9 protein-coding genes are annotated in these 12,455 nt (G+C 72.1%); 4 read left to right on the forward strand and 5 right to left on the reverse strand.

Translation table 11 applies throughout. The features are described from left to right. The 5 genes from FRW57_RS09665 to valS form a co-directional block, all read right to left on the reverse strand. Positions 1-1,240 (reverse strand): DUF58 domain-containing protein (locus FRW57_RS09665; RefSeq protein ID WP_152185903.1); only part of this gene is annotated, 1,240 nt, incomplete at its 3' end. 1 nt (position 1,241) lies between these two features. Next, complete coding sequence (locus FRW57_RS09670; protein WP_152185904.1) at positions 1,242-2,222, reverse strand: AAA family ATPase; 981 nt, start codon at positions 2,220-2,222, stop codon at positions 1,242-1,244. After that, complete coding sequence (locus tag FRW57_RS09675) at positions 2,219-2,722, reverse strand: hypothetical protein (RefSeq protein WP_137121450.1); 504 nt, start codon at positions 2,720-2,722, stop codon at positions 2,219-2,221. The genes FRW57_RS09670 and FRW57_RS09675 overlap by 4 nt, the downstream gene beginning before the upstream one ends. Then, positions 2,719-3,498 (reverse strand): DUF4129 domain-containing protein, encoded by a 780-nt coding sequence (locus FRW57_RS09680; RefSeq protein WP_137121451.1) that lies wholly within the window; start codon positions 3,496-3,498, stop codon positions 2,719-2,721. Before FRW57_RS09680 ends, FRW57_RS09675 begins: the two co-directional genes overlap by 4 nt. A gap of 318 nt (positions 3,499-3,816) precedes the next feature. Then, a complete protein-coding gene (valS, locus tag FRW57_RS09685) occupies positions 3,817-6,477 on the reverse strand; it encodes a valine--tRNA ligase (RefSeq protein ID WP_152185905.1) in 2,661 nt (886 codons plus the stop codon). A gap of 221 nt (positions 6,478-6,698) precedes the next feature. On the opposite strand from valS, the gene FRW57_RS09690 reads away from it, so the two are divergent. Genes FRW57_RS09690 through FRW57_RS09705 form a run of 4 tightly spaced genes read left to right on the forward strand, consistent with a single transcriptional unit; the run spans position 6,699 to position 12,382 of the window. Continuing rightward, positions 6,699-8,984 (forward strand): HAD-IB family phosphatase, encoded by a 2,286-nt coding sequence (locus FRW57_RS09690; RefSeq protein WP_137121453.1) that lies wholly within the window; start codon positions 6,699-6,701, stop codon positions 8,982-8,984. Further along, the gene (locus FRW57_RS09695; protein ID WP_238384657.1) at positions 8,981-9,892 is read left to right on the forward strand and encodes an SDR family NAD(P)-dependent oxidoreductase; all 912 of its coding nucleotides are present in this window, start codon (positions 8,981-8,983) and stop codon (positions 9,890-9,892) included. The genes FRW57_RS09690 and FRW57_RS09695 overlap by 4 nt, the downstream gene beginning before the upstream one ends. Then, positions 9,885-10,715, forward strand: a complete 831-nt coding sequence (locus FRW57_RS09700; protein ID WP_137121454.1) for a lysophospholipid acyltransferase family protein — start codon at positions 9,885-9,887, stop codon at positions 10,713-10,715. Before FRW57_RS09695 ends, FRW57_RS09700 begins: the two co-directional genes overlap by 8 nt. Next, positions 10,712-12,382 (forward strand): FAD-binding oxidoreductase, encoded by a 1,671-nt coding sequence (locus tag FRW57_RS09705; RefSeq protein WP_152185906.1) that lies wholly within the window; start codon positions 10,712-10,714, stop codon positions 12,380-12,382. The genes FRW57_RS09700 and FRW57_RS09705 overlap by 4 nt, the downstream gene beginning before the upstream one ends. Positions 12,383-12,455 lie beyond the last annotated feature (73 nt).

The following is a 12,455-nucleotide window of genomic DNA, read 5'->3' on the forward strand; positions in this document are numbered from 1 at the left end:
CCGGCACGCCGGCCTGCTCGATCCGGCGGATCTCCCGCGCGCGCTCGAGCAGCCGCAGCCGCCACGCGAGGTGGCCGTAGCCGTCGTGGTCCGGCACCGCGAGGTCGCCCGGCAGGCTGTCGATCACCACGACGGTGAGACCGCGACTGGTCAGGGCCACCGCCTGCTGCAACGCCACCGGCGACACCAGCGGCGAGAGCATGACCACCAGCGCCCCCGCTCCGATGCCGAGCCGGGTGAGGCGCTCGTCGGGGTCACCGCGGTCGGTGCCGGGCCGGATCGCGGCCAACGTGTCGAGCACCCGTCGCAGGTGGCGCCGTCCGGTCGCGGGCGGGACACGGGTCACGTCGGCCGCGCCGAGGACCCGCAGGCTGACCCGTTCGCCTCGGTGCAGGTAGTGCTCGGCGACCGCTCCGGCGGCCCGCACGGACACGTCGAGCGTGCTCGCGCTGCCCTCGATGCCCTCGCTCTCACCGAGGTCGTTGAAGGCGTCGACCACGAGCACCACGTGGCTGTCCTGGTCGGCGTAGCTGGAGGTGACGTGCAGCTCACCGGTGCGGGCCGAGACCGGCCAGTGGATGCGCTTCAGCCGGTCGCCGACCTGGAACGGCCGGATGCTCGCGAACTCGCTGCCCTCGCCCGGCCGGGCCGCCCGGTTGACCCCCACCAGACCCTGTGGATGCGGTGCGTGGGCGGTGGTGTCGAAGACGGCCGGCAACGGCAGGGTCCGCACGCCGATCGGCTCGAGCTCGACCGGGCCGAACCGGAACGCACCCCACGAGCTCGTCGCCCCGACCAGTCCCGGCCCGACGTTCCGCTGGCCCCAGCGCAGCGACCGCCACGCGGTGCTCACGGTGTGGCGGGCCGGGTCGCCGCCGGCGTCGTCCTCGCCGTCGTGCAGGCTCTCGGTCCGCACTCCCGACACCGGGTCGAGCTGGGACCAGACCCCCCGCTCCAGCACCGTGGTGACCTCCTCCATCCCCTCGACCCGGGTCAGGTGCACGTTCCAGAGCGTGGCCTCTCCCTCACGCACGGTGGTCAGCGAGATGCCGCACGAGATCGTGGGCGAGGAGCGGGGCCTCGTGAGGACGGCCCAGAGCGCGATGGTCGCGAAGGGCGCCCCGAGCACCAGCAGGTCCGGACGGTGCAGCACCAGCGCGGCAAGCATGGCGAACGAGGCGACCAGCAGGGCGCGCAGGTGAGCGGGCGTCGGCCGCCAGCCTCGGTCGGAGCGTGCCATCTCAGCCCGCTGCCCGGCTCTCGCGGGCGGAGGGCGTGGGCACCGAGTCGAGGACCTCGCCGACCACCGAGGCGCCGGACACGTTGCTCATCCACAGCTCCGGCTTGACGGTGATCCGGTGCTCCAGCACCGCGTGTGCCACCTGCTTGACGTCCTCGGGGGTGACGTAGTCGCGGCCTTGCAGCACGGCATACGCCCTCGCCGTAAGCACGAGGGCGAGGGAGCCGCGTGGCGAGGCACCCATCAGGACGTGCCGGTGCCGGCGCGTCGCGGCGGCGAGCGCCACGCAGTACTCGCCGACGCTGGGGTCGACGGTGCCGCGCTCGATCGCGGCCTGCATCTGCAGCAGGCCGTCGGCCTCCGTGACGGCCTCCAGCGTCTGCTCCTCGTGCCGTCGTCCGATCCGCCGCTGCAGCACGTCGAGCTCCTCCTCCGCCCTCGGGTAGCCGAAGCTCACCCGCATGAGGAACCGGTCGAGCTGTGCCTCCGGCAGCGGGTAGGTGCCTTCGTACTCCACCGGATTGGCGGTCGCGAGCACGTGGAACGGCGCGGGCAGCGCGAAGGTCCGTCCCTCCACCGTGATCTGGCGCTCCTGCATCGCCTCCAGCAGGGCCGACTGGGTCTTGGGCGGGGTGCGGTTGATCTCGTCGGCGAGCAACAGGCCGGTGAACAGCGGGCCCCGGCGGAACTCGAACTCGGTCGAGCGCTGGTTGTAGATGAAGGAGCCGGTCAGGTCACTGGGGAGCAGGTCGGGAGTGAACTGGGCCCGGGTGAAGTCGAGCCCGAGGGCCTGCGCGAAAGAGCGGGCCGCCAGGGTCTTGCCGAGCCCGGGGTAGTCCTCGAGCAGCACGTGCCCGCCCGCCAGGACGCCGCTGAGCACCAGCTCCAGGGCGCGCCGCTTGCCCACCACGGCGGTCTCGACCCGGTCGAGGACGGTGTTCGCCCGCTGGGAGACGGTGGGCAGGTCGGGGGGAGTCGTCACAGTGCCTCGATTCGGGTCAGGTGGTCGGACAGCGTGGAGCGGCTGAGCTCGCCCAGCCGCTCGGGTGGTCGTGACAGGTAGTCGTGCAGCGCGGGACCGAGCAGCTCGACGGCGCGGGCGTCGTCGAGCCGTATGCCGTGTGCCGACTCCAGCCGTTCGGCGGCCAGGTCTGCGAGCAGTTGCTGCAGGTCCACCGGAGGCCGACGCCGCCGCAGGTTGCGCGCGTCCTTGTCGATCGCGTCGCGGACGATCCGGTGCAGGTGGGACAGTCGCGGGTCCGCGCCCCTCGGCCGGGGCGCCGGCGAGTAGAAGCCGGCCCAGTGGGCGGGCTGTGACTCCAGCGCGAGGTCCTGCACTAGCCAGGACAGTGCGAAGCCGGCGGCGAGGTAGCCAGCCAGCACGGTCACCGCGGGGTCGGTCCGCAGCCACCAAGCCAGCAGCACCACGACGAGCCAGACCACGGCCAGGCCGAGGACGCGCCGCCGCCACAGCCGGGTCACCGGTCCTCCCTCGTCGGGCCGTCGGGCGGGGTGGTGGGAGGTCTGGGAGGGCCGGGAGGGCTGCCAAAGCTCGCGCCGGTCGGTTGCCGAGGCGTCTCACCGACCCGCTGCAGCCCCTCGTGGGTCACCCGCAGGGCCGAAACGGCTCGGTCACGGTCGGCCTCGCCGAGGTCGTGGGTGGAGAACCGGGCGACCCGGTAGAGGTGGGCGAGCTCGTGGACGGAGTCGGGGTCGACCGCCAGGCCGGTGAGCACCCGGGCGGTGAACTCGGCAGAGGTCTCGCTCGGCCGGCGGGGCAGACCCGCGCCGGCCACCGCCTCCTCGAGGCGCAGCCAGCAGGCCACGATCGCGTTGCGTGGCCGGCCCTCGGCAAGGGCCGCGAACTGTGACTCGGCGTCCTCGACGACGGAGGTGGCGATGTCGGGCAGGACCTCGAAGGCCGTCTCTCGCGGACGGTCGCGGCGGAAGCGCACCAGGCGGTAGACGTAATAGGCCACGGCGGCCACCACCAGCACGGCGACGAGGACGGCCAGGATCGTCAGCAGGAGGCCGAAGACGGTGCTGCCGTCGTGGACCTTGCTCATGTCGATGCTCGGCTGCGGGGGCGGGGTGCCGCTCGGCTGCGGTCCAGGGGTGCGTGGCCGCACCGTGGCGCGGGGAAGCTCGAACGGGTCCTGCGGGGGTCCGAGGACGGTGACCGGGCGACTGCTGGTCACCCACAGCAGGAGCGTCAGGGCCCCCGCCCCGGCGACCGCGATCCATCCCCGCCGAGTCACCCTCGCACCGTACACGCAGGCCCCCGGTGCTCCTTCGCGGTCACGGGGCCCGTCGGGTGGGCGACCGCACAAGCCGCCCGGTCGGCCCGAGACCGAGCAGCAGGGTCAGGCCGCCGAGGCTCCACCACGGGCGCGAGCAGCCCACGGCGTGCAGAGTCCGCGGTTGCGTGGACGTGGCCCGCAGCAAGCGGCGCCGGACGTCAGTGGCCGCGGTCGGGCGTCGCCGATGACGGATCAGCTCGCCGGTATGACGGCGCTCACCGGCCGCTCCCCACCCTTGCGACACCGGCCCGCAGCGAGCAGCCACACCACCAGGAGTCAGTGCTTGACGTAGGGGACCAGCTGGACGTCGCGCACCTCGAGCTGGTCTGCCTCGGCATAGCTGATCGCGGTGACGTGTCCGGTGGCGGCGAGGTCGGCCTCCGCGACCCGGACCTGCTCGACCTGGGCGGACGGGGCGGCCAGCACCATCGAGGTGATCTCGGACTTCATGCCGACCTTCGCCTCCGACTTGACCTTGCGCACCCCGGCCAGGGCGAGCCCGACCGTGTCGAGCAGGGCCTTGTCGGCATCGCCCGTCGCGGCGCGCAGGCCGGACGACTCCGGCCACGGCGACCGGTGGACCGAGCCCTGGTGCCACCACGACCAGACCTCCTCGGTGGCATACGGGAGGAACGGCGCCAGAAGGCGCAGCAGCACGTCGAGGGCGACCCGCAGCGCCGCCCGCGCCGACGCGGCCGCCTCGTCTCCCTGCCCGCCGTAGGCACGGTCCTTGACCAGCTCGAGGTAGTTGTCGCAGAACGACCAGAAGAAGCTCTCGGTGATCTCGAGCGAGCGGGTGTAGTCCCAGGACTCGAAGCCCGCGCCCGCCTGGTCGACGACGTCGGCGAGGGCAGCGAGCATCGACCGGTCCAGCGGGTGCGTCACCCGTGCGGCGAGGTCGTCGCCGTCCGCCGTGACGTCACCGAAGGACAGCGCGAACTTGCTCGCGTTGAGGATCTTGATGGCGAGGCGCCGGCCCACCTTCATCTGGCCGTCGTCGTAGGCCGAGTCGGAGCCAAGCCGCCCCGAGAGGGCCCAGTAGCGCACCGCGTCGGAGCTGTGCTGCTTCAGCACGTCCTCGGGCGTGACCACGTTGCCCTTGGACTTGCTCATCTTCTTGCGGTCGGGGTCGAGGATCCAGCCGTTGATGGCCGCGTTGTCCCACGGCACGCTGTCGTGCTCGAAGTGGCTGCGCACCACGGTCGCGAACAGCCAGGTGCGGATGATGTCGTGGCCCTGCGAGCGCATGTCCATGGGGAAGATCCGGTCGAACAGCTCGGCGTCGTTGCGACCTCCCGCGTCGCTGGTCACCGGCCAGCCGGCGGCGATCTGGGGTGACAGCGACGAGGTCGCCCACGTGTCCATCACGTCGGGGTCCGCGGCGAAACCGCCAGGCCGGCCGCGCTGGTGCTCGTCGTAGCCCGGCGGGGTGTCTGAGGTCGGGTCGACCGGCAGGCTCGCCTCGTCGGCCAGGATCGGGTTGGCGTGGTCGGCCGTTCCGTCGGCGTCGACGGGATACCAGACGGGGAAGGGCACGCCGAAGAAGCGCTGGCGGGAGATCAGCCAGTCGCCGTTGAGGCCCTCGACCCAGTTGCGGTATCGGGCCCGCATGAACGCCGGGTGGAAGCCGATCTGCTCTCCCCGGGCGATGAGCGCCTTGCCGAGGTCGGCCTCCCGGCCGCCGTTGCGGATGTACCACTGGCGGCTCGTGACGATCTCCAGTGGCTTCTCGCCGCGCTCGTAGAAGTTCGCCTTGCGCTGCGTCTTGACCGGCTCGCCCACGAGGTCACCCGACTCGCGCAGGGCCGCGACCACGTTCTCCCGGGCGGTGAACACGGTCTTGGTGGCGAGCGACTCGGCATACAGCTGCTCGCCCGGACCACCCGCGATCCAGGCGGGGGTCTCGCCCTGCATCCGACCATTGCGGGTGACCAGCGAGCGGATCGGCAGCTGCAGCTCGCGCCACCACTGGACGTCGGTCAAGTCGCCGAAGGTGCAGCACATCGCGATGCCGGCGCCCTTGTCCGGCTCGGCGAGGTGATGGGCCAGCACCGGGATCTCGACCCCGAACAGCGGTGAGGTGACAGTGGATCCGAACAGGCCGGCATACCGCTCGTCGTCCGGGTGGGCGATCAGCGCGACGCACGCCGGGATCAGCTCCGGGCGGGTGGTCTCGATCTCGACGGCGTCGGCACCGTCCCGGTGGAATCGGATCCGGTGGTAGGCGCCGGGGTAGTCACGTGCCTCCAGCTCGGCCTGGGCGACCGCGGTCTGGAAGGTCACGTCCCACAGGCCCGGAGCCTCCGCCTGGTAGGCCTCCCCGCGCCGGACGTTGCGCAGGAACGCCTGCTGGGCCACGGTGCGCGACCGGTCGTCGATGGTGCGGTAGCCGCGCGACCAGTCCACCGAGATGCCGAGCCGGCGGAAGAGCGACTCGTAGGCCTCCTCGTCCTGCACCGTGAGCGACTCACACAGCTCGATGAAGTTGGCCCGGCTGATCGGCTGCTGGTCGGCGGCCTTGATGCTCTTGGAACCCCCGCTGTGCGGCGGCTCGTAGTCGGGCGCGTAGGGCAGCGAGGTGTCCCCGCGCACGCCGTGGTAGTTCTGCACCCGCTTCTCCGTGGGCAGGCCGTTGTCGTCCCACCCGATCGGGAAGAAGACCTCCCGACCACGCATCCGCTGGTAGCGGGCCATGCAGTCGGTGTGGGTGTAGCCGAACACGTGGCCCATGTGCAGCGAGCCGGACGCGGTAGGGGGAGGCGTGTCGATGGAGAAGACCTGCTCCCGCGGCAGCCCGAGGGCGCGCTCCCGGTCGAACGCGTAGAGGTCCCGCTCCTGCCATACCGCCATCCAGCGGTCCTCGAGCCCGTCGACGGACGGCTTGTCGGGCAGCGTGGGCGTGCGGCGGTCGGGAGTGCCTGGGGCGGGTGAACTCATGCGGGGATCTTCCCAGACCACGGGGCCGGGCCACCAATCGGTTGACGCCGTCGCAGCCGCGGGTCGCGCCGCAGATTCGGCAGGCCCGGCGACCTTCACTAGAGTGTCGCTGTCGTGGGCCGCCATGGACGGACCCCGGACCGACCTGGACCGACATGGAGTGCCACGGAACAGCCCACGCGCTCGGAGGTGGGCGCTGTGGCGAGAGGAAGAAATCACAGATGACGGTTGCGGGTGCAGCAGGGCCGCTCGAAGGCGCCCGGGTCTTTCTGACCGGGGTCACCGGATTCGTCGGCCAGGCCGTGCTGCAGCAGCTGCTGAGCACCTACCCGACCACCTCGGTCACCGTCCTGGTCCGGCCCCGTGGCGACATCTCGGCGCAGGACCGGCTCGAGGGGCTGCTGCGCAAGGCGGTGTTCACCCCGTGGCGCCGGGAGATCGGTCGGGAGGCCGTGCAGGCCGCGCTGCGCGAGCGCGTGCGGGTCGTCGAGGGCGACCTCGGCTCGCTCACGGCGCTGCCCGGCGACATCGACGTGGTGCTCCACGGCGCCTCCACCGTTTCCTTCGACCCGCCCATCGACGAGGCCTTCCGCGACAACGTGTCGGGGGCGCAGGCGCTGTATGACGCGGTGCTGGCCAGCGGCGCCGACCCGCACGTCGTGCACATCTCCACCGCCTACGTCGCCGGGCTGCGCAAGGGCATCGTGCCCGAGGAGCGGCACGAGCACCACGTGGACTGGCGCGCCGAGGCGCAGGCCGCGTTCACGGCCCGCGACAGCGTGGAGCGCGAGTCCCGCCACCCCGAGGTGCTGCAGGACCTGCTGAAGAAGGCCCGCGACCGGCACGGCAAGGCCGGCCCGCAGGCGGTCGCGCAGGCCGCCGAACAGGCGCGGGTCAAGTGGGTGCACCGCCGGCTCGTCGACTTCGGCCGCAGCCGGGCCCAGTCGCTCGGCTGGCCCGATGTCTACACCTTCACCAAGGCCCTCGGCGAGCGGGTGGCCGAGGAGCTGTGGGCCGATTCCGGACACCGCCTGTCGGTCGTGCGCCCGACCATCATCGAGAGCGCGCTGCACACGCCGGCCCCGGGCTGGATCGACGGTTTCAAGGTCGCCGACCCGCTGATCGTCGCCTACGGCCAGGGCTACCTGCCGGAGTTCCCCGGCCTGCCCGACAGCGTGCTCGACATCATCCCCGTCGACATGGTGGTCAACGCGGCGCTCGCGGCGGCCGCCTCACCCCCGCCTGCGGGGCAGAGCCAGTACTTCCACGTCGGCTCCGGCGCCCGCAACCCGCTGCCGTTCCGGCGCATGTTCGACAACGTGCTGACCTACTTCACCGCGCACCCCATGCCGGACGGCAAGGGTGGGCAGGTGCAGGTGCCGGCCTGGGAGTTCCCGGGGGGCCGCCAGGTCGAGCGCAGGCTGCGACGGGACGAACGGCTCATGGACCTCGCCGGGCGCGCCCTGCTGCGGTTGCCCGCGACCGAGCGCACCCGCAACTGGGCCGTCGAGGTGCAGCGCAAGCACGACGGGCTCGGGCAGCTGCGCGGCTACGCCGACCTCTACCAGAGCTACACCCAGACCGAGGTCATCTACGACGACAGCCGCACCCGCGCCCTCCACGAGGCCCTTCCCGAGGACCGGCGACGCGACCACGGCTTCGACGTCTCCGAGATCGACTGGGAGCGCTACCTGCAGGAGGTGCACATCCCGGGCATCACCAAGCTGGCCCGCGCCTTCTCCGGCCGCAACCGCGACGCGACCACCCGGCCGGCCAGCCTGCCGCGACGCACCGACGTGGCCGCCGTCTTCGACCTGCAGGGCACCGTGCTGGCCTCCAACGTCGTCGAGCAGTACCTCCTCATGCAAAAGGCGGTGCTGCCGCCCGCGCAGTGGCCGCACGAGGTCGCCGACCTGGCCCGGTCGCTGCCGGAGTACCTGCGGGCCGAGCGCCGTGACCGCGGTGAGTTCATCCGCACGTTCGTCCGGCGCTACGAGGGCGTCGACCAGGTGCAGCTGCAGGCCCTGGTCGACGGGGAGCTGGGCGAGGCGCTGCGGCGCGGCGTGATCCCGCAGGCCGTCGCCCAGATCAAGGCGCACCGCGAGGCCGGCCACCGGACGGTCCTGGTGACCGGTGCCATCGACGTGTTCGTGCGTCCGCTCGCCCCGCTCTTCGACGAGGTGGTCGCGGCGAAGATGCATTGCGACCAGGGCACCTGGACCGGCTACCTAGACGCCCCGCCGCTCGTGGACGAGGCCCGCGCCGCCTGGCTGCGCGAATACGCCCGGGCCCGTGGCCTCGACCTGTCCGGGTCCTACGCCTACGGCGACAGCCAGTCCGACCGTGTCTGGCTGGAGCTCGTGGGACACCCCCAGGCGGTCAACCCGGACGTGGCGCTCTACCAGTACGCCAAGCGCAAGCACTGGCAGGTGCACTCGTGGGACCGGCCGTCGCGCACCCGCCTCGAGGGGCTGGCCGGCAACCTGGCGTCGCGGACGCACAAGTGACGGCCGGCGGACCGCTCGCGCGCCGGGCGCTGGTGACCGGGGGGACCTCGGGCATCGGTGCGGCCTTCGCCCGCGCGCTGGCCGGGCAGGGCGCCGACCTGGTCCTCGTCGCCCGCGACGCGACCCGGATGGAGGACTTCGCCGCGGACCTGCGCAGTCGCCACGGCGTCGAGGTGGAGACGCTCGTGGCCGACCTCGCCGAGCGTGACCAGGTGCTGCGGGTGGCTGACCGGCTGACCGCCGCGGACCGCCCCGTGGACCTGCTGGTCAACAACGCCGGTTTCGCGGTCCGGGCCCCGCTCACCGCCGCCGACACCACGCCGCACGAGCACGCGATGGACGTCATGTGCCGCGCGGTGCTGATGCTCGGCGCGGCGGCGGGCCGCACCATGCGCGAGCGCGGCAGCGGCCGGATCGTCAACGTCTCCAGCACTTCCGGGTATGTGGTGCTGGGCAACTACTCCGCGATCAAGGCTTGGGTCACGGCATACGGCGAGGGCCTGGCGGTGGAGCTGGCGGGCTCCGGCGTGACCGTCACGACGGTGTGCCCGGGGTGGGTGCGCACCGCGTTCCACGACCGGGCCGGCATCGCGACCACCAGCATCCCGGGTCCGCTCTGGTTGGACGCCGACGACCTCGTCGCCGAGGCGCTGAGCGACGTGGCCAGGGGCCGGGTCATCTCGATCCCCAGCAAGCGCTACCGCATCCTGATCTGGGGAGCGAGGCATGCGCCGCGACCGGTGATCCGTCGGATCTCCGCGGCCATCTCGTCCTCCCGGCACCGGGACGGGGCAGCCCGGGCCGAGCGCGCCGCGCAGACGACACAGGCAGAGCAGGACGGCGGGGACCAGCCGGGTCCGCGTCCACCCTCCGGCACAGAAATGTCAGATGATGATCCTCATGCATGAGTCCCCCGGCGCCAGACCGGGATCCCGCTACACCTCGATCCGCCACGCCGCCGCCCGTCACGTGGCGCAGCGCGGGCTGCTCAAGCCGCTCGTCTGGTCGCTGGTCGACGTGACCGTCCGGGGCACCGAGAACCTCGAGGGCCTGCGGGCCCCGTTCGTCGTGGTCGGCAACCATTCCAGCCACCTGGACGCCCCTCTCGTGCTGGGGTCGCTGCCGCCGCGGCTGTCGCGCTACCTCGCCGCCGGCGCCGCCGCGGACTACTTCTTCGACGTCTGGTGGCGCAAGGGGCTGACCGCGCTCTTCTTCAATGCGTTCCCGGTCGAGCGCTACGGGCTCCGCAAGCGCTCGAAGGTCGCCACGACGCTGCTCGCGGAGGGCGTCCCGCTGCTGCTCTTCCCGGAGGGCACCCGCTCCCACGACGGCTCGATGGCACCGTTCAAGCGGGGGACCGCGGCGCTGTGCCTCACCGCCGGGGTGCCGTGCCTCCCCATGGCGATCGTCGGTGCGAGCAAGGCGATGCCGCGCGGGACGAGCTGGCCGGTGCGAGGACGGCCCCGGGTCACCGTCGTCTTCGGCGCGCCCATGACGCCGCACGAGGGGGAGCACTCCTCGGCGTTCTCGGCCCGGATCGAGGAGCGGGTGCGCGAGCTGCACCTGTCCGTCGCTCCGCTCCCGCCGTCGACCAGGCGCCGCCACACCGACGAAGCCAGCGACAACCACCGCGTGGAATCTTCGCGAGGTCTCGGCCCCGCAGAAGGCACCGAACCTCACGAAGACTCCACACAGGAGTCGCAGCGACCGAGCGCAGGAGGAGAGTCATGACGTCCGTGCAGCACATGAAGTGGTGGGGATGGGGCCTCGACGGCGTCAGCTTCCACCACGAGGACAAGCCCGCCCTGCGCCCCTTCGTCCTGGAGGCCGTCGGTCTCGACCTGGACGTGCCCGCCGAGCCGATGATCTCCTTCGACGACCTCGCCGTCCCGGACAGCCGGATCGGTGACGAGCTGCTCGGTGCGCTGACGGCCGCGGTGGGCGAGGCCCACACCACGACCGACGGCATGGAGCGGGTCGTCCACACCTACGGCAAGAGCCTTCGCGACCTGTTGCGGGTGCGCGCCGGCGACCTGCCCCGGGTGCCGGACGTCGTGGTCTACCCGGCCGACGAGGGCGAGGTCCGGCAGGTCGTCGACCTCGCCGTCGAGGCCGACGCGGTGATCATTCCGTTCGGCGGCGGCAGCAACATCTCCGGCAGCCTCGAGCCACCCGCGGACGAGGCCCGACCGGTCATCTCGCTCGACCTGGGCCGCCTCGACCGGCTGCTCGAGGTCGACGAGGGCTCCGGTCTCGCCCGCATCCAGGCCGGCACCCTCGGCCCCGACGTGGAGCGCCAGCTCGGCGACCGGGGCTGGACGCTCGGCCACTTCCCGGACTCCTTCACGCACAGCACGATCGGTGGCTGGGCGGCCACCCGCTCCTCCGGCATGCAGTCGGACAAGTACGGCGACATCGCCGACATCGTCCGCGGCGTGCGGGTGGTGCGGCCGGGCAAGATGCTCGTCGTCCGGCCCGTCCCGTCGGCCTCGACCGGCCCGAGTGTGCGCGAGATGGTCCTGGGCAGCGAGGGCCGGCTCGGGGTCATCACCGAGGTCACCGTGCAGGTGCACCGGATCCCCGAGCACCGGGTCGTCCTCGGTTACCTCTTCCCGTCCTGGAAGAGCGGCCTGTCGGCGATGCGCGAGATCTCGATCAGCGAGGCCACCCCGTCGATCACCCGCGTCTCCGACGCCCACGAGACCGGCTTCTCGTTCGCCACCCGCAAGAAGACCGAGGGCTTCTCGATCAGTGGCACCGCGAGCAAGGGCCTGATGGCGGTGCTGGAGAAGCGCGGCTGGGACCTCGACCAGGCCTGTCTGTCGTTCGTGGGTTTCGAGGGCAGCAAGGGCCACGTCTCCGACCAGAAGGCCATCGTCCGCAAGATCATCCGCAGCCACGGGGGCATCGTCCTCGGCAAGGGCCCGGGCGAGCTCTACGACCAGAAGAAGTTCGACACGCCATACATCCGCGACTACCTGCTCGACCGTGGTGCCGCCGCGGACGTGTCGGAGACCGCGGCACCGTGGTCACGGCTGCAGCAGGTGTATGACGACGTGACTGCGGCTGCCAATAGCGCCTACGACGAGCTCGGCGTCAAGGGATGGATCATGTGCCACCTGAGCCACTCCTACCACTCGGGCGCCTGCCTCTACTTCACCTTCGCCTTCCCGCACGGCGGGGACGTCGCGCTGAAGCAGTACCAGACGGTCAAGAACGCGATCCAGCAGTCGTTCATCGACGCGGGCGGCACCCTGTCGCACCACCACGCCGTCGGCACCGAGCACTCGGCCTGGCTCGAGCAGGACATCTCGCCGGCCGGCGTCGAGCTCGTCAGCGGCCTGCTCGGGGCGGCCGACCCGAGGGCGAACTTCAACCCCGGCAAGATCCTGCCCTAGGGGGACTCGGCCACGATGCCGCCACCAGACGGTGCGCCGGCCGCTGCGGCGCGCCGCCGGGCGGCGCTGGCGG

Source organism: Segeticoccus rhizosphaerae, from assembly GCF_009192725.1.
Classification (GTDB): Bacteria; Actinomycetota; Actinomycetes; order Actinomycetales; family Dermatophilaceae; genus Segeticoccus; species Segeticoccus rhizosphaerae.

Bases quoted from the DNA above. Each gene is read 5' to 3' on its own strand.
- valS (WP_152185905.1), bottom strand. From the start codon at position 6,477: ATGAGTTCACCCGCCCCAGGCACTCCCGACCGCCGCACGCCCACGCTG.
- FRW57_RS09690 (WP_137121453.1), top strand. From the start codon at position 6,699: ATGACGGTTGCGGGTGCAGCAGGGCCGCTCGAAGGCGCCCGGGTCTTT.
- FRW57_RS09700 (WP_137121454.1), top strand. From the start codon at position 9,885: ATGCATGAGTCCCCCGGCGCCAGACCGGGATCCCGCTACACCTCGATC.
- FRW57_RS09705 (WP_152185906.1), top strand. From the start codon at position 10,712: ATGACGTCCGTGCAGCACATGAAGTGGTGGGGATGGGGCCTCGACGGC.